This is a genomic window from Variovorax sp. SPNA7 (assembly GCF_033807855.1).
GTDB lineage: Bacteria > Pseudomonadota > Gammaproteobacteria > Burkholderiales > Burkholderiaceae_C > Variovorax > Variovorax beijingensis.
The window spans coordinates 4,381,232-4,398,505 of record NZ_CP138513.1 but is presented as its reverse complement, the minus strand read 5'-3'; the positions used below and the strand labels follow the sequence as shown (position 1 = coordinate 4,398,505).

Here is a 17,274-nt window from a genome sequence, read left to right as displayed (position 1 = left end):
ACGATGGAAACTCATCTATGAAGCTGATGCCCTACTGGCTCGATACCTCGCCCAGATTCACCGGTGGACAGGCCGAGGCGCCCAGCGGAGACGTCGATGTGGCGGTGGTCGGCGCAGGCTTTACCGGCTTGTCCGCGGCCATTGCACTGGCGAAGAAGGGCGCAAGCGTTGCGGTGCTCGATGCCGCAACCGTGGGCAGCGCTGCTTCCGGCCGCAACGGCGGCATGTGCAACAACGGCTTCGCACAGGACTACTGCGCGCTGTCGGGCAGGCTCGGGCGGGAGCGCGCCAACATGCTCTATCGCGCCTTCGATGCGGGCGTCTGCAAGGTGGAGTCGCTGATCGCGGAGGAGGGCATCGACTGCGATTTCAAGCGTGTCGGCAAGCTCAAGCTCGCGGCCAAGCCGGAGCACTACGACAAGCTGGCGCGCTCGCAGGCACTGATGGCGAAGGAGTGCGATCCGGACACCCACATGGTGACCCGGGCGGAACTGCGCAGCGAGATCGGCTCGGACCAGTATTTTGGCGGCCTGGTCTTTGGCAAGAGTGCAGGCATGCACGTGGGCCGTTATGGCCACGGCCTTGCCGTCGCGGCGGCAAAGCGCGGCGTGCGCATCCACGAGAACGCGCCCGTCATCGGCCTCAAGCGCCAGGCAGGCTCGGTGCATCAGGTCGAAACGCCAGGCGGCAGCCTCCGCGCCAGGCAGGTCCTGCTTGCGACCGGTACCTCGGCCGTGGGGCCACTGGCCTGGTTCCGCCGCCGCATCGTGCCGGTGGGGGCATTCATCATCGTGACCGAGCCGCTGCCGGTCGAAGTGCTCGACCGGCTGACGCCGCGGCGCCGGATGACCACGGACACGAAGAACTTCGTCAACTACTTCCGCGTCACGCCGGACAACCGCCTGCTGTTCGGCGGCCGCGCGCGTTTCGCGGCGACCAACCCCAAGTCGGACATGAAGAGCGGCGCCATCCTGCAGCGATCTCTCGTGCAGGTCTTCCCCGAGCTCCGGGATACCCGCATCGACTACTGCTGGGGCGGCATGGTCGACATGACCCGCGACCGCCTGCCGCGCGCCGGAGAGCGCAATGGCCTTTTCTATTCCATGGGCTATAGCGGGCACGGAACCCACATGTCGACCTATATGGGCGCGATCATGGCGGAGGTGCTGGATGGCCGCGCCGACCTGAACCCATGGCGGGACTTCGACTGGCCGGCGATTCCAGGCCATTTCGGCAAGCCATGGTTTCTTCCCATCGTTGGCGCCTACTACCGCTTCCAGGATCTGGTGCGCTGAATACCCTCGGCGGCCCGGCGGTCAGTCGGCCTCGGCCGGGGACAGCATCGTTCCGCGGCAGTTGGGCGAGCCGCAATGGCAGGGGTATTTCTCGGCGGTCGAGCCGTCGTCCGCGGTCAGCGAGTAGTCGATGAACAGCTCGTCGCCGGCATCCACCGGAACCAGGGTCTGGAACTTCAGCATCAGCTCGCCCGCCTCGTCGTATTCCTCGACGGCTTCGCAGTTGGGGTCGCAGGCATGGTTCAGGTGGCGCGTGCCGTTGCCGCCCTTGGCGCCGTCGATCGTTTCCTGGTTGGAGAGCGTGAACAGGTAGGTGAGCTGGTCGTTCCACGTCCTGGCGGCGATCTCCTGCTGCGTGTAGCGGCGGCCTTCGTAGAGGCCGAGGAAGGCCTCGGCGGGCAGGTCGCGCGTCGCGAAGGCGCCGAGTCCGTGCACGCCGCTGGGACCGACCCGGATGTAAGGCGTGGAGGAGGTTTGCTTGCGGGGTTTCATGCCGCTCATTCTGCAGGCTCTTCGTCCTGCTGCGCCTGGAACATGCGCGTGAAATCGCAGCATTCCTGCGCCAGCATCACGATCGACGACGTCAGCGCGCTGCGGTGCTCGCCCTTGTGCATGGCCACGTAGCGCACCACCGGCAGCGCGGGCTGCACGTCGATCACCGCGAGCATGCCGGCCGAAACCAGCGGGTCCAGGCACTGGCGCGGAAGGTAGCTCACGCCCAGGCCCGACACCGTGAGCCCGGTCAGCGCCACGAGGTTGCTCACCACGATGGTGTCGGCGGGCTGCACGCCCTGGTCCTTCATCCAGGCGTCGTAGGCGCGCCCTGTGCCCGAGTTCTTGCCCTGCACCAGCATGCGGTGGCGCGCGAGCTCGTGCAGCCGCACGGTGCCGGTGGCGGCCACCACGCCGGGCTTGCACATCCAGGCGCTTTGCACCTTGCCGATGGCCTTGCTCTGCATGCGCGAATCGGCAAAGGTGTCGGGCACGATCACCAGGTCGAGCTCGTCGGCCAGCAGCTTGTCGCGCAGTTGCAGGCTGTCGTCCACGTCGGGCTCGAGGATGACCTTGGGGTAGTGCCGCTGGATCACGCCCACCAGCCGCGGCAGCCACGTCATGGCCGTGAGCTCGGTCACGCCGATGCGCAGCCGCCGCTGCACCACGCCGGGCTTGCTGAACTGCTCGACCGCGGCATCGCGCTGCTCGAGCAGCCGGGACGCGAGCACGAACATCTCCTCGCCCTTTTCGGTGAGCCGCGCGGTGCGCTGGCTGCGGTCGAACAGCTCGGTGTCGAACAGCAGCTCGAGTTCATGCACCCGCTTGGACACGGCCGACTGCGAGGTATGCAGCTGGTTGGCCGCCTGCGCGAAGCCACCGAGCTTGGCGATCCAATACAGGGCCTCGAGCTGCTTGAAGGTCATCACGGTGCACGCCCCTTGGACTGAATACTTTTATTCATCTTATTCAATCACAAAAAATCGCTTTTGGAAATTTGATGGCGCGCCGAAGATTCGCCCCGTGTAGTCCCGCGTACTTCCGGCCTCATCTTCAAAGGAACACTCCATGAACTTCAAACTGTCCCTCGCTTTCGGCGCCAGCATGGCGCTGCTCTGCGGCGCCGCGGCCGCGCAGGAGAGCCCCACGCTGCGCAAGATCAAGGAAACGGGCACGGTGCAGATCGGCAGCCGCGACACGCAGATCCCGTTCTCCTACAAGACCGGCGGCGAGAGCGCGCCCATCGGCTTCACCAACGAGATCTGCCTGAAGGTGGTGGACGCCATCAAGGCGAAGCTCGGCCTGCAGAAGATCGAGGTGCGCTACACGCTGCTCAATTCGACCAACCGCATTCCGCTGGTGCAGAACGGCACGGTCGACCTCGACTGCGCGACCACCACCAACACCGTGCAGCGCCAGCAGCAGGTCGACTTTGCGCCGAGCCATTTCGTCACCAACATCACGGCTGCGGTGAAGAAGAACTCGGGCATCAACTCGATCGCCGACCTGCAGGGCAAGGCGGTGGCCACGGTGGCCGGCAGCACCTCGATGCAGCTGCTGCGCGGCTTCCGCAAGACCGAGAACATCGAAGTGCAGGAAATCGCGGGCAAGGACACGGCCGATGCCTTCCTGCTGCTCGCGAGCGACCGCGCCGTGGCCTACGTGCTGGACGATGTGCAGCTGGCCGGCCTCATTGCCAACCAGCCCAACGCCTCCGACTACAAGCTGCTGAAGGACGTGCTGCGCCAGGAACCCTACGGCATCATGATGCGCAAGGAAGACCCCGAGTTTAAGGCCATCGTCGACCAGGCGGTGACCGAGATGATGAAGTCGGGCGCCATCGACAAGCTCTACGCAAAGTGGTTCATGTCGCCCATTCCGCCGCGCAACGTGAACCTCAACTTCCCGATGTCCGACGCGGTGCGCGAGGCCTACAAGAACCCGAACAACAAGGGCGTTTGAGAATGCCGGCAAACACACAGCACGCCAACGGCCTGGCGTTCTCCGATGCGCTGATGCGCGAGGTGAAGCAGCGCTTTCTCAACGTCGACCACGACCACCACGGGCGCGAGCGCCTCTACTTCGACAACGCGGGCGGCTCGTTCCGGCTCAAGGCGGCGGCCGAGCGCTTCGCGCAGGTCGACGCCATTCCCGACAACGCCGAGCGCATCCATGCCACCGCCGTCGAGCTGCAGCAGATCCAGGCCCGGGGCACCGACGACGTGCGCACCATCCTCAACGCGCACGGCGGCAGCGTCTATGCGTCGCTGACGGCGTCGGGCGCGATGTTCGACATGGTGCGCGCGGTGGCCGAGAACGTGCCGGGCACCAACATGGTCACCACCGTGCTCGAGCATCCCTCGTCGTTCGACGCGATGAGCCTCTATGCCGGCAAGTCCGGCCGCGAGCTGCGCGTGGCCAGGAGCAACCGCGAGACCGGCGGCGTCGATGCCGACGAGATCGTGCGGCTGGTGGACAAGGACACCTGCCTGCTCAACGTGATCCATGCCTCGAACATCTCGGGCGCCAAGCTCGACCTGGAGCAGATCGTGCGGCGCGCGCGCGAGATCAAGCCCGACCTCTACATCGTCGTCGACGCCGTGCAGCACGCACCACACGGCCTGATCGACCTGCAGAAGACGCCGGTGGATGGCATCAACGTGGCGCCCTACAAGTTCTTCGGCTGCCGCGGCTCGGGCCTGTCGTGGGTGTCGGACCGCGCGGCGCGGCTGCCGCACCACAAGCTCGCGGGCAAGAAGCCCGACTTCTGGGACCTGGGCAGCTCGGCGCCGTGGCAGTTTGCCGTGCTCACCGAAATCGTCGACTACGTGTGCTGGCTCGGCGGCCATTTCACGCAGGCCACCGGGCGCCGCGCCCTGTTCGAAGCCGGCATCACGCACATCGAGCTGCACGAGCGGGCCCTGCTGTCGGTGCTGCTGGACGGAAGCGGCGGCGCCGCGGGACTGCGCAGCATCGAAGGCGTGAAGGTCTTCCTCGACCATCCGGACCTGACGAAGCGCGACCTGATCATCGGCATCGGCTTCGAGCACCTCGACTGCACGCAGGCCGTGGTCGAGTACGGCTTGCGCGGCGTGACGGTCTATGAGCGCGTGGCGAGCAGCATCTATTCGAAGCGCATGCTCGACTCCTTCGGCCTCGAAGGCACCGTGCGGGTTTCGCCGCTGCACTGCCACTCGGCGGCCGACATGGAGAAGTTCCTGCGCGTGACGCGGGAGATCGCCCTCAGCGCGAGTGGGCCGCGGACAGGAAGCGCCGGATGACCGGCACCACCTGTTCGAGGTGCGTCTCGAGCAGCCAGTGGCCGCCGTCGGTCAGCACCAGCTCGGCCTTCGGAAGGTCGCGCAGGTAGGCGCGCGCCGAGGCCTCGGGCATGTAGCCGTCGTTCGGCCCCCAGACGATGAGCGCGGGCGGCTGGTGTTCGCGCAGGAAGGCCTGGTAGCGTGGAAACCATTCGAGGTTCTGCTTCAGGCCTTCCATCAGCTGGCGCGCGAGTTCCCTGCGCTGCGGCGTGTTCATCAGCGGCCAGTGCAGCTTCCACAGGTCGGGCGGAATCTGCGCCGCCTGGGCCTCGGGAACCTCGCCGACGAACTCGGCGCGGAAGCCCTCTTCGTTCACCGCCTTCTCGAGCACCGCGCGGTTGCTGGCCGACGGATCGCGCCAGAAAGCCTGGATGGCGCGGTACTTGGGGCCGAGCGTGTCTTCGTAGATGTCGCCGTTCTGGATGATCACCGCGGCCACGCGCTCCGGATGGCGGATGGCCAGGCGCAGGCCGATTTGCGAACCGTAGTCGTGCAGGTAGAGCGCGTAGCGATCGAGCCCCAGCTTGCGGCAGAAGGCCTCCAGAAAGCCCGCATAGGCATCGAAGTCGAAGCCGAAGGCCTCGGCGGGCGGCGTTTCGCTGAGGCCGAAGCCCGGGTAGTCCGGCGCCACCAGGCGCCACCGGTCCGCCAGCAGGGGCATGAGGCGGCGGTACTGGAACGACGAGCACGGATAGCCGTGCGGCAGCAGCAGCACCGGTGCGTCGCGCGGGCCGGCTTCGCGGTAGAAGACTTGCATCCCGTCGAGGTCGACGAAGCGATGCGCGACCGCATGGGCATCGGCCGTGAGGGTGGGTGTGGAACTGCGTTCGGTCATGCAGCCCATGCTGCGCGCCGGCGCGCGGGGGCGGATGTAGGTGGCGACTGATGCGCGGCGTCGGACGCCCGCAACGCGGGCGCCGCTTGCCGCTTCCGCTCAGGCCAGCAGGTCGCTCAGCGTGCGCGCGATCACCTTGGTGGCGCGGCGCAGGTCTTCGAGCACCACGCGCTCGTCGCTGCGCTTGGCGTGCGATTCGAGCACGGTGCGCGGGCCGGCGCCGTAGATCACGCCCGGAATGCCGGCTTCGCCGTAGAGGCGCACGTCGGTGTACAGCGGCGTGCCCATGGCCTTGATCGGCTCGCCGAAGACTTGCTCGCCGTGCTTCTGGATCGCATCGACCAGCGGCTTGTTGCCGGCCAGCGGCTTCATCGAATTGGCGAGCAGCAGGCGCTTGATCTCGACCGTGATGCCGGTGCTTTCCGCGGCCGCATCCGCGATCACCTTGCGGATCGTGGCCTCGACCTCGACCGGGTTCTCCTCGGGGATCATGCGGCGGTCGAGCTTGAACACCACCTTGCCGGGCACCACGTTGGTGTTGGTGCCGCCTTCGATGCGGCCCACGTTGAGGTAGGGGTGCGTGATGCCCTCGACCTTCGACGTCACCTGCTGGTAGAGCGTGTTCTGCGCATAGAGCGCATTGAGGATCTTCACCGCGCCCTGCAGCGCATCGACGCCGGTGGTGGGGATGGCGGCGTGGGCCATCTTGCCGTGCACCGTCACTTCCATCTGCAGGCAGCCGTTGTGCGCGGTGACCACTTCGTAGCTGAAGCCGGCCGCGATCATCAGGTCGGGCCTGGTCAGGCCCTGCTTGAGCAGCCAGCCCGGGCCGAGTATGCCGCCGAATTCCTCGTCGTAGGTGAAGTGCAGCTCGACGCCGCCCTTGGCGGGCCTGGCCACGGCTTCGAGCGCGCGCAGCGCGAAGGTGAAGCTCGCGAAGTCGCTCTTGCTCACGGCGGCGGCGCGGCCGTAGAGGCTGCCGTCGGCAATCTCGCCGCCGTACGGGTCGTGCGTCCAGCCTTCGCCCGGGGGCACCACGTCGCCGTGGGCGTTCAGGGCCACGGTGCGGCCACCGTCGCCGTCCTTGCCGTACTTGCGGCGCACGATCAGGTTGGTGATCGACTCGAGGCCGTAGTCCTTCACTTCCTGTTCCGGCACGGCGTGCTTCTCGGCGTCCAGGCCGAAGTCCTTCAGCAGCTCGGCGGTGCGCTCGGCGTGCGGCGCGTTGTTGCCGGGCGGCGTGTCGGTGGGCACCTGCACCAGTTGCTGCAGGAACTGCACTTCCTCGTCGAAGTGGGCGTCGATCCAGGCGTCGAGCTTGGCGTAATCGGTCATGGTTTTTCTTTTCAGTGGGCTTGGTCGGCGGCGAGGTTGTCCAGCAGGTGCTGGAAGGCCTGCACAGCCAATTGAATGTCGTCGTTGGTGCTCGATTCGAGCGGGTTGTGGCTGATGCCCGAGTTGATGCCGCGCACGAAGAGCATGGCCTGCGGCATCACCTCGTGCAGCTTCATTGCGTCGTGGCCGGCGCCGCTGGGCATGCGAAAGAGCGGCACGCCGAGCGATTCGACGGCCTTTTCCCAGCGCTGCTGCCATGCGGGCGCGCTGGGCGCGGCGGCGGCGCGCATGGCCTCCTCGATGACGAAGCGTACGCCGCGGCGGTCGGCAATCTCCTGCAGCGCGGCCAGCACGTCGCGCACCACGGCGTCGCGCTGCGGATCGTTGGGCGCGCGGATGTCCAGGCTGAACTTGCAGCGTCCGGGCACCACGTTGATCGAGCCGCTCGGCACTTCGAGCATGCCCACGGTGGCGACGGAGTCGCCGTCCTTTGCCGCGCGCTGCTCGGCGAAGAGGATCAATTCGGCCACCGCAGCGGCGGCATCGCGGCGCCGGCCCATCGGCGTGGTGCCGGCATGGCTGGCCATGCCGATCATCTCGCCCACGTAGCGCACGCCGCCGTTGATGGAGGTGACGATGCCCAGGGGGATGTCGAGCTCGGTGAGCACAGGCCCCTGCTCGATGTGCACCTCGACGAAGCCGAGGTAGCGCGCCGGGTCGCGCTGGATCTTCGGAATTTCTTCTTCCTTCAGCCCCGCGTGCCGCATGGCCTCGCGCATGGTGATGCCGTCGGCATCCTTCTGGTCGAGCCAGCGCGGGTCGAAGTGGCCGATGAGCGCGCCCGATCCGAGGAAGGTGGCCTTGTAGCGCTGGCCCTCCTCTTCGGCAAAGCCCACCACCTCGAATGCGAACGGCAGGCGCCGGCCCTGGCGCTTGAGTTCGCGCACGCAGGCTACGGCCACGAAGATGCCCAGGCGGCCGTCGTACTTGCCGCCGTTGCGTACGGTGTCGTAGTGCGAGCCGGTGAGCAGCGCCTTGGCATCGGGCGTGGCACCTTCGTAACGGCCGACCACATTGCCGACCGCATCGATGTGCACCGAGTCGAAGCCGCAGTCGCGCATCAGGCCCGAGATTTGCGCGGCGCAGGCGCGGTGCGCATCGGTCAGGTAGGTGACGGTGAGCTGGCCCTTCTCGGCATAACCCGGGTCGGTGTGCACCGAGAGCGCTTCCTGCCAGTCCCACACGTCGTTGCCGAGCGAGACGTCGGCGCCGAACTTGTCGTCGAGCCGGATCTCGGCGATGCGGTGGATGTTGCGCAGCGCCTCGCCAAGCTCGAAGTCCGGGTGATGGTGCAGCCGGCGCTCGAAGGTGTCGATGATCTCGCGCTTCGAAAGCCCGGTGCCGCGCGGCCCACGCACCGCCAGGATGAACGGAAAGCCGAACTTGGCGTTGTAGTCGGCATTGAGCTGCTGGATCTTTGCGAACTCTTCGGGCGTGCAATCGGTGAGGCCGGCCTTGCCCTGCTCATGGGTCGATTCGGCCGTGAGCGTCTTGCTGACCATGGCCTTGCCCGCGAGCTCGGGGTGGGCGCGGATCAGGCCGAGCTTTTCGTCGGCCGAGGCCGCGGCCACCGCCTGCACGAGCGCATGCTTCAGGTGCGCGAGCGAGCGGAACGGGCGCGCCGCGAGCGCGCGCTCGGCGATCCACGGCGAATGTTCGTAGGTGCCGTCGAGCAGTGCCAGGGCATCGCCGGGCGTTGCTGCGTTCAGTTGGTCGAGGGTCAGGCTCATGAGGGGTCTCCTGTGGCGGCCGCTTCGAAGGGATGCGCCTGCTTCCAGTGGCGCGCGATGTCCACGCGCCGGCAGACCCACACGCCCTCGTGCTGGCCGATGTGATCGAGAAAGCGTTGCAGCGCGGTGATGCGGCCGGGCCGTCCGAGCAGGCGGCAGTGCATGCCGATGCTCATCATCTTGGGGCTGTTGTCGCCTTGCGGGTCGCCTTCGGCATAGAGCGCGTCGAAGCTGTCCTTCATGTACTGGAAGAACGGGTCGGCGTGCGAGTAGCCCTGCGGCAGTGCAAAGCGCATGTCGTTGCAGTCGAGCGTGTAGGGCACGATGAGCTGCGGCACCACGGTGCCGTCGGTCTTCTGCACCTTCATCCAGAAGGGCAGGTCGTCGCCGTAGTAGTCGCTGTCGTATTCGAAGCTGCCGTAGTCGGCCACCAGGCGTCGCGTGCGCGGGCTGTCGCGGCCGGTGTACCAGCCCAGGGCGCGCTCGCCCGTGAGCTTTTCGATGGCTTCCATGCCCAGGCGCATGTGCTCGCGCTCGGTGGCCTCGTCGAGGTTCTGGTAGTGGATCCAGCGCCAGCCGTGGCAGGCGATCTCGTGGCCCAGCTCCTTGAAGGCGGCGGCCAGCTCGGGGTAGCGTTCCAGCGCCATGCCCACGCCGAACACGGTGAGCGGCAGGCCGCGCTTCTCGAACTCGCGCAGGATGCGCCAGACGCCGGCGCGCGAGCCGTATTCGTAGATGCCTTCCATGCTGATGTGCCGGTCCGGAAAGCTGGCCGGATTGAACATCTCGGAGAGGAACTGCTCGGAGCCGGCGTCGCCGTGCAGCGTGGCGTTCTCGCCGCCCTCTTCGTAGTTGAGGACGAACTGCACCGCGATGCGCGCGCCGCCCGGCCATTGGGCATGGGGCGGATTGCGGCCGTAGCCGACGAGGTCGCGCGGGTAGGGCAGGGTGGTGTCGTAGACGGTCATGGGCGTTCGTTCAGGACAGGGCGAGCGAGATGTCGTTGGTCGGCACCTTGCGGTCGAAGGTCAGGTTGGCCTCGACGTGTTCCAGGTGTTCGGTCATGAGGCGCACGGCGCGCTCCTCGTCGCGCGCGGCCAGCGCCTTCACGATGTCGGCGTGCTCGTCGTTGGAGTGCTCGGCCGCGCTGGTGCTCTGGTACATCAGCGTGATGAGGGCGCAGCGCGAGATCAGCTCGCCGAGGATCTGCGCCAGCACCTGGTTGCCCATGAGCTCGGCCATGCGCACGTGGAAGTCGCCGAGCAGCTCGGTGCGGCCCGAGATGTCCTCGCCCGACACTGCGGACTTTTCGAGCGCCACGTGCTCCTTGAGCGCCTTGATCTTGGCCGGCGTGACGGTGCGCACGAACTCGCGCGTCATCTCGGCCTCGAGCATGCGGCGCACCGCGAACACCTGCCTGGCCTCGTCGACGGCCGGGGCCGCCACGAAGGCGCCGCGCGCGGGCTCCAGGCGGATGAGCTTGTTCTGCGACAGCTGGAACAGCGCCTGGCGCACCAGCGTGCGCGACACGCCGAAGTGGTCGGCCAGCTTCTGCTCGGCCAGCTTGGTGCCGGGCTGCAGCCGGTGGTCGACGATCGCCTTGGTGAGCGCGTCGACGATCGAACGGGTGGTGGAGGACTCCATGTTTTTCATGATAGACCCAAAGCCGGTAACTGTATACACTTTTGTCCACCGGAATTTCCCGCAGCTGATCGACCTTCGAAGGAGCGCCCCATGGGCTTGAGCACTCACGTACTGGACACGATGCACGGCGGCCCAGCGGCCGGCATGGAGGTGGCGCTGTACACCACCCAAGGCGAGGACGCCACGCTGGTGAAGCGCTTCACGCTGAATTCGGACGGCCGCAGCGACGCGCCGCTCTACGACAACCACTCGCTCGAGGTCGGCACCTACCGGCTGGTGTTCGACGTGGCGGGCTACTTCAAGGCGCGCGGTGTGAAGCTGCCCGAGCCGAACTTCCTCAACAAGGTGTCGCTGGACTTCGGCGTGGCGCACACCGACCAGCACTACCACGTGCCGCTGCTCGTGAGCCCGTGGAGCTACTCGACCTACCGCGGGTCTTGATGTCAGTCGCCTTGCTGCTGCCCTTCGGTCAGGGTGTCGAGCTGGAAGCGCCCGCTCTTGTCCCACAGCCAGGTGTCGGTCCAGGTGACCGGGCCGAGGCGGGTGGCGGCGGGGAAGGGCGCGGCCTGCAGCACCGCGCGTTCGATCTCCGCGATGACCTCGGGCGCATGCTTGGGCGCGCGCATCCAGTGCATCGACACCACCTTGCCGCCGGCATCGAGGTTCACCTGCAGCGTGCCCACCGCATAGAGCAGCGGCGGCAGCTGGCCGCCGTAGATGCGCGAGCGGTTGATCTCGTAGATGTGGCGCGCGGCATCGCGGCGGTAGTCGCGCGCGGTGGCTGCGTTCGACGCGCGCGGCGCGGGGCCGCTGGCGCTGCGGTCGGCCGTGGCCCGGCTCAGCTGGCCGGGCACCGATCCGGTGGTGCCGCATCCGGCGATCCAGAGGGCGCAGAGGGAAGAGGCCAGGAGGGCGAGGCGGCGCGGCGTAAGCTGACGGTTCATCGCCGGGTTTATACCGTGAGTCATCCGCACCCCCGCAACCGAAGGTATCGAGAATGAACGGCTTGGTCGATCAGCTGCTGGCGCGCCTGGCCCGCGAAGACGCGGTGCTGGTGCGCGTCGAATCCACGCAGGGCTCGGCGCCGCGCGAGGCGGGCACCTGGATGGCGGTGTGGGCCGAAGGGCTCACGGGCACCATCGGCGGCGGCCAGCTCGAGTTCCAGGCCACGCAGGAAGCGCGCGAGTTGCTCGCGGGGCGCCGCGCGATCGACGGCGTCGAGCGCTATCCGCTCGGCCCGAGCCTGGGCCAGTGCTGCGGCGGCGTGATGTTTCTCTCTTACCGGCGCATCACGGCGGCCGACGCGCCGGCCCTGCAGCGTGAATTGGTTGCGCAGCTCCAGCCCGTGGCGCTGTTCGGTGGCGGCCACGTGGGCGCCGCACTCGCACGGCTGCTGGCCGGCCTGCCGTTTTCGGTGCGCTGGATCGACAGCCGCGACGGCGTGTTTCCCGATGCACTGCCGGCGCAGATCGAGACCGAGCATTCCGAGCCCGTGCAGGACGCCGTGGCCGCGCTCGCGCCGGGCAGCCGCGTGCTGATCATGAGCTTCAGCCACGCCGAAGACCTGGACATCGTCATCGCCTGCCTCAAGCGCCTGCGCACGCATGGCGACCTGCCCTACATCGGCCTGATCGGCAGCAAGACCAAGTGGGCGACCTTCAGCCACCGGCTCGAGGCGCGCGGCTTCACGCCCGACGAACTGGCGCGCATCACCTGCCCGATCGGCGTGCCCGGCATCACGGGCAAGGAGCCCGAGGTTATTGCGGTGGCGGTGGCGGCACAGTTGTTGCAGTCGTTGGGCTGAACAGGGTTTTCCCGGCGGCGACGCCTTCAAAAAAGCATCCCGCCACTTGCCAAAACTGTATACACTTTCGGTCCACAACAAGCCGCAGCGGAGCGAGGCCCATTTTTTCATGGAGCCTGCGTTCGCGGCACTTTCTCTGCTTACAGCGCCCGCAGTGGTGAGCAGGCTGAAACCCCTTGGTGGCGTCCCCGCGCGCCACGAGGGTTGAGAGAGAGCACATGGAAAGTTATTACCTCGACTGGGCCAACCTGCTGCTGCGCTGGGTCCACGTCATCACCGCGATCGCCTGGATCGGCGCTTCCTTCTACTTCGTGATGCTGGACAACAGCCTCGAGAAGCCGCAGGACCAGGAATCGCTCGACAAGGGCGTGGGCGGCGAGCAGTGGGCCGTGCACGGCGGCGGCTTCTACAACATGCAGAAGTACGCGCTGGCGCCCAAGAGGCTCCCGGACCACCTGCACTGGTCGTACTGGGAGAGCTACAGCACCTGGCTCACGGGCTTTGCGCTGTTCACCATGTCGTACCTGTGGAACGCCAGCACCTACCTGATCGACAAGTCGAAGATGGACTGGCAGCCCGGCGCCGCCATTGGCGTGGCGCTGGCCTTCTTCGTGGTGTTCTGGATGGTCTACGACGGCATCTGCCAGGTCTTCGGCCGCCGCAAGAACGGCGACACCATCGTCGGCGTGCTGATTGCGCTCTTCATCGTGTTCGCGACCTGGCTGGCCTGCCAGTGGTTCGCGGGCCGCGCGGCCTTTTTGCTGGTGGGCGCGATGATGGCCACCACGATGAGCGGCAACGTGTTCTTCTGGATCATTCCGGGCCAGCGCAAGAACGTGCAGGCCCTGCGCGAAGGCCGGCCGGTCGACCCGGTGCACGGGCAGCGCGGCAAGCAGCGCAGCGTGCACAACACCTACTTCACGCTGCCGGTGCTGTTCGCGATGCTGAGCAACCACTACAGCTTCACCTACACGCACAAGTACAACTGGATCGTGCTGCTGCTGATCATGCTCGGCGGCGCGGCGATCCGGCAGTTCTTCGTGGTGCGGCACCGCTTCAAGCTCGGCAACGCGGGCAACCCGCTGCCCTATGCGCTGATCGGCATCGTGGTGCTGGGGCTCACCATCGTCTGGATGAAGCCCGAGCCGGCCGCCGCACCCGCGGCGGCCGCAGCAGCGCCCGCGGTGGCGTTCAAGGACGTGCAGAAGGTGCTCGAGCAGCGCTGCTTCATGTGCCACGGCGAGGCCGTGCAGATGAAGAACGTGCGCGTCGACACGCCCGACCAGGTGGCGGCGCATGCGCAGGCCATCTACCAGCAGGTGGTGGTGACGAAGATCATGCCGATGAACAACGCGACCGGCATGACCGACGAAGAGCGTGCGCTGATCGGCCGCTGGTTCCAGGCCGGCGCCAAGACCAACTAGCCGGATCGGATAGACCGCGGTCAAGAGAGCGGGCCGCCGTTCGCAGCACAATCGCCGGATGGAGACAAAGCAAGCCATGACCGCATCGAACCCTTCCTTCGGCCCCACACCCGATCCGCGCGAAGCACCGCGCGCCTTCCTCGAACATCTCTACCGCGTGGCGGTGGACCGCGCATTGCCCCTGTCCACGCTGGGCGCGCATCTGCCCAAGCCGCCCAAGGGCCGCACGCTGGTGCTGGGCGCGGGCAAGGCGGGCGGCTCGATGGTGCAGGCGCTCGAGGCCCTGTGGCCGGCCGACGCGCCGCTCTCGGGCCTGGTCGTCACGCGCTACGACCACATCCCGCCGCGCCCCGAGGGCGTGCCGCAGCGCATCGAGCTCGTCGAGGCCGCGCATCCGGTGCCCGATGCGGCCGGGCAGCAGGCGGCGGAGCGCATCCTCGCGCTCGCGCAAGGCCTCACGGCCGATGACCTCGTGCTGTGCCTGATCTCGGGCGGCGGTTCCTCGCTGCTGGTGCTGCCGGCCGAAGGCCTCTCGCTGGCGGACAAGCAGCGCATCAACAAGCAGCTGCTCGACAGCGGCGCCGGCATCGGCGAGATGAACTGCGTGCGCAAGCACCTCTCGCGCATCAAGGGCGGCCGTCTTGCAGCGGCCTGCGCGCCGGCGCGCGTGGTCACGCTCACCATCAGCGACGTGCCGGGCGACGACCCGGCCGTCATCGCGAGCGGCCCCACGGTGCCCGACGCCACCACCTGCGCCGATGCGCTCGCCATCCTCGACCGCTACGGCATCGAGGTGCCGGCGCCGGTGCGCGCGCAGCTCGAGAGCGGCGAGCTCGAAACCCCGAAGCCGGGCGATGCGGTCTTCAAGGGCCATGAAGTCCACCTGATCGCCACGCCCCAGCAGTCGCTCGAAGCGGCGGCCAAGGCGGCGCGCGTGGCCGGCATCGAGGCGCACATCCTCAGCGACGAGATCGAAGGCGAATCGCGCGAGGTCGGCAAGATGCATGCGGCGCTGGCGCGCGCCGTGGCGCACCGCGGCCAGCCGTTCGCGCGGCCCTGCGTGATTCTTTCGGGCGGCGAGACCACCGTCACCATCCGCCCCCGCCAGCCCTGCCAGGCCAAGGGCCGGGGCGGGCGGGCCGGCGAGCTGTGCATGGGCCTGGCCGGCGCGCTCATGGGCCAGCCGCAGGTCTGGGCGCTGGCCGCCGACACCGACGGCATCGACGGCGTGGAAGACAACGCCGGCGCCTTCGTCACGCCCGACACGCTGGCGCGCGCCGCCGCGGCCGGCAGGAAGCTGTCGGACCACCTCGACCGCAACGACGCGTACGGCTACTTCGACGCGATCGGCGACCTGTTCGTGACGGGGCCGACCAATACCAACGTCAACGACTTCCGGGCGCTGTTGATCCTGTAGCGGCTGCAACGGCAAAAGGGGCCGGTTTCCCGGCTCCGGCGGGCTTCGCGAACTCGGGTTAATCTATGCACCCGGCGGCAATTTGCCGCCGTTGTCGCAAGCGCACCTTCCGGGTGCCGCGCCGCGCACCCAGATTTCCCCTTTTCATCATCATCCAGTCCTCGAAGGAAAAGTTCGCCATGACCGCCACCTACACCGACACCCGCCTGCTGATCGACAACGAATGGGTCGACGCCACCGGCGGCAAGACGCTGGACGTCGTGAACCCCGCCACCGGCAAGGCCATCGGCAAGGTGGCGCACGCCAGCATCGCCGACCTCGACCGCGCCCTGGCCGCCGCCCAGCGCGGCTTCGAAAAGTGGCGCAACACGCCCGCCAACGAGCGCGCCGCCGTCATGCGCCGCGCCGCCGGCCTGATCCGCGAACGCGCACCTGAAATCGCCAAGCTGCTCACCCAGGAGCAGGGCAAGCCGCTGGCCGAAGCCAAGGGCGAGACGCTGGCCGCCGCCGACATCATCGAATGGTTCGCCGACGAAGGCCGCCGCGTCTACGGCCGCATCGTGCCCTCGCGCAACCTGGCTGCGCAGCAACTGGTGATCAAGGAGCCGCTCGGCCCGGTGGCCGCGTTCACGCCCTGGAACTTCCCCATCAACCAGATTGTGCGCAAGCTCGGCGCCGCGCTGGCCACCGGCTGCTCGTTCCTGGTGAAGGCGCCGGAAGAAACCCCGGCCTCGCCGGCCGCGCTGCTGCAGGCTTTCGTCGATGCCGGCATTCCGCCCGGCACCGTGGGCCTGGTGTTCGGCAACCCGGCCGAAATCTCGAACTACCTGATCTCGCATCCGATCATCCGCAAGGTGACCTTCACGGGTTCCACCCCGGTCGGCAAGCAGCTGGCCGCGCTGGCCGGCTCGCACATGAAGCGCGTCACCATGGAGCTGGGCGGCCACGCACCGGTCATCGTGGCCGAGGACGCCGACGTGGCGCTGGCCGTGAAGGCCGCGGGTGCCGCCAAGTTCCGCAACGCGGGCCAGGTCTGCATCTCGCCCACCCGCTTCCTGGTGCACAACAGCCTGCGCGAGGAATTCGCCCGCACGCTGGTCAAGTACACCGAAGGCCTGAAGCTCGGCGACGGCCTGGCCGAAGGCACGACCCTGGGCCCGCTCGCCAATGCGCGCCGCCTCACGGCCATGGCCCATGTGCTGGACGATGCGCGCAAGAAGGGCGCCACCGTGGCGGCCGGCGGCGAACGCGTCGGCGACACCGGCAACTTCTTCGCACCCACCGTGCTGACCGACGTGCCGCTCGATGCCGACGTGTTCAACAACGAGCCCTTCGGCCCGATCGCGGCGATCCGCGGCTTCGACACGCTGGAAGAAGCCATTGCCGAAGCCAACCGCCTGCCGTTCGGCCTGGCCGGCTATGCCTTCACCAAGTCGATCAAGAACGCGCACCTGCTGAGCCAGAAGCTCGAACTCGGCATGCTGTGGATCAACCAGCCCGCCGCGCCTTCGCCTGAAATGCCCTTTGGCGGCGTGAAGGATTCGGGCTACGGCTCGGAAGGCGGCCCGGAGGCGCTCGAGGCCTACCTGAACACCAAGGCTGTTTCGATCATGAGCGTGTAAGCGGCCGTTCGAACCGCTCGGGCTCTTTGCAAAAGACGGCATCGCTTCGCGGCGGTGCCGCTTTTTTGTGTGTGGCTTTGTTCAGGGCGCGCTCCCGCCGACGGGGTACCTTGCTCCGCGAATGTCCTCCGGCCTTCGGCCTCCCCCTTAATTTCGCTGCGCAAGGCACCCCATCAGCGGGAGCGTTGCAAAGAGCGGTCGTTGATCAGCGGTACACCAGCAGCCTGCCCAAGTGCACAGGGCATCGGGTGCTCCCCGCAGCGAAATCAAGGAGGAGGCGAAGCCGGGGGACATTC

General features: G+C 67.6%; 16 protein-coding genes. 8 read left to right on the top strand and 8 right to left on the bottom strand.

What is annotated here, in order from left to right; translation table 11 throughout:
- Positions 1-17: 17 nt before the first annotated feature.
- Entirely contained in the window at positions 18-1,295 is a 1,278-nt protein-coding gene (locus tag RZE77_RS20470; protein ID WP_319439016.1) for an NAD(P)/FAD-dependent oxidoreductase, read from the top strand.
- Positions 1,296-1,316: 21 nt separating this feature from the next.
- Here RZE77_RS20470 and RZE77_RS20465 read toward each other — a convergent pair whose 3' ends face one another.
- Both RZE77_RS20465 and RZE77_RS20460 read right to left on the bottom strand, forming a co-directional pair.
- Positions 1,317-1,796 carry an SET domain-containing protein gene (locus RZE77_RS20465; RefSeq protein WP_319427239.1) on the bottom strand — a complete coding sequence of 160 codons (480 nt, stop codon included), beginning with the start codon at positions 1,794-1,796 and terminating at the stop codon, positions 1,317-1,319.
- A complete protein-coding gene (locus RZE77_RS20460; RefSeq protein WP_319442390.1) occupies positions 1,793-2,713 on the bottom strand; it encodes a LysR family transcriptional regulator in 921 nt (306 codons plus the stop codon). The genes RZE77_RS20465 and RZE77_RS20460 overlap by 4 nt, the downstream gene beginning before the upstream one ends.
- A gap of 142 nt (positions 2,714-2,855) precedes the next feature.
- On the opposite strand from RZE77_RS20460, the gene RZE77_RS20455 reads away from it, so the two are divergent.
- The gene (locus RZE77_RS20455; RefSeq protein WP_319439015.1) at positions 2,856-3,749 is read left to right on the top strand and encodes an amino acid ABC transporter substrate-binding protein; all 894 of its coding nucleotides are present in this window, start codon (positions 2,856-2,858) and stop codon (positions 3,747-3,749) included.
- A 2-nt stretch (positions 3,750-3,751) separates the two neighbouring features.
- Entirely contained in the window at positions 3,752-5,068 is a 1,317-nt protein-coding gene (locus tag RZE77_RS20450; protein ID WP_319439014.1) for an aminotransferase class V-fold PLP-dependent enzyme, read from the top strand.
- Here RZE77_RS20450 and RZE77_RS20445 read toward each other — a convergent pair.
- From RZE77_RS20445 to RZE77_RS20425, 5 genes are all read right to left on the bottom strand, one after another.
- On the bottom strand, positions 5,031-5,942 hold the full coding sequence (locus RZE77_RS20445) for an alpha/beta fold hydrolase (RefSeq protein ID WP_319439013.1): 912 nt from the start codon (positions 5,940-5,942) through the stop codon (positions 5,031-5,033). The genes RZE77_RS20450 and RZE77_RS20445 overlap by 38 nt on opposite strands.
- A gap of 99 nt (positions 5,943-6,041) precedes the next feature.
- Positions 6,042-7,277, bottom strand: coding sequence for a M20 family metallopeptidase (locus tag RZE77_RS20440; RefSeq protein ID WP_319439012.1), 1,236 nt, complete (start codon positions 7,275-7,277; stop codon positions 6,042-6,044).
- Positions 7,278-7,288: 11 nt separating this feature from the next.
- Positions 7,289-9,067: a 2-oxo-4-hydroxy-4-carboxy-5-ureidoimidazoline decarboxylase gene (gene uraD / locus RZE77_RS20435; RefSeq protein ID WP_319439011.1), complete on the bottom strand. Its 1,779-nt coding sequence runs from the start codon at positions 9,065-9,067 to the stop codon at positions 7,289-7,291.
- Positions 9,064-10,035, bottom strand: coding sequence for an allantoinase PuuE (gene puuE, locus RZE77_RS20430; protein WP_319439010.1), 972 nt, complete (start codon positions 10,033-10,035; stop codon positions 9,064-9,066). The genes uraD and puuE overlap by 4 nt, the downstream gene beginning before the upstream one ends.
- Before the next feature lie 10 nt (positions 10,036-10,045).
- Entirely contained in the window at positions 10,046-10,711 is a 666-nt protein-coding gene (locus tag RZE77_RS20425) for a GntR family transcriptional regulator (RefSeq protein ID WP_230537845.1), read from the bottom strand.
- A gap of 90 nt (positions 10,712-10,801) precedes the next feature.
- On the opposite strand from RZE77_RS20425, the gene uraH reads away from it, so the two are divergent.
- The gene (gene uraH, locus RZE77_RS20420; protein ID WP_319439009.1) at positions 10,802-11,152 is read left to right on the top strand and encodes a hydroxyisourate hydrolase; all 351 of its coding nucleotides are present in this window, start codon (positions 10,802-10,804) and stop codon (positions 11,150-11,152) included.
- Between the two features lie 2 nt (positions 11,153-11,154).
- On the opposite strand, the gene RZE77_RS20415 is transcribed toward uraH, so the two are convergent.
- On the bottom strand, positions 11,155-11,655 hold the full coding sequence (locus tag RZE77_RS20415) for a hypothetical protein (RefSeq protein ID WP_319439008.1): 501 nt from the start codon (positions 11,653-11,655) through the stop codon (positions 11,155-11,157).
- Positions 11,656-11,708: 53 nt separating this feature from the next.
- Here RZE77_RS20415 and xdhC point away from each other — a divergent pair, with 53 nt between their 5' ends.
- The 4 genes from xdhC to RZE77_RS20395 all read left to right on the top strand — a co-directional run bounded on the left by xdhC (position 11,709) and on the right by RZE77_RS20395 (position 16,978).
- Complete coding sequence (xdhC, locus tag RZE77_RS20410; RefSeq protein ID WP_319439007.1) at positions 11,709-12,515, top strand: xanthine dehydrogenase accessory protein XdhC; 807 nt, start codon at positions 11,709-11,711, stop codon at positions 12,513-12,515.
- Positions 12,516-12,733: 218 nt separating this feature from the next.
- Positions 12,734-13,939, top strand: a complete 1,206-nt coding sequence (locus RZE77_RS20405) for a urate hydroxylase PuuD (RefSeq protein ID WP_319439006.1) — start codon at positions 12,734-12,736, stop codon at positions 13,937-13,939.
- A gap of 76 nt (positions 13,940-14,015) precedes the next feature.
- Positions 14,016-15,356, top strand: a complete 1,341-nt coding sequence (locus RZE77_RS20400) for a glycerate kinase type-2 family protein (protein ID WP_319439005.1) — start codon at positions 14,016-14,018, stop codon at positions 15,354-15,356.
- A gap of 179 nt (positions 15,357-15,535) precedes the next feature.
- On the top strand, positions 15,536-16,978 hold the full coding sequence (locus tag RZE77_RS20395; protein WP_319427226.1) for an NAD-dependent succinate-semialdehyde dehydrogenase: 1,443 nt from the start codon (positions 15,536-15,538) through the stop codon (positions 16,976-16,978).
- Positions 16,979-17,274: the final 296 nt, after the last annotated feature.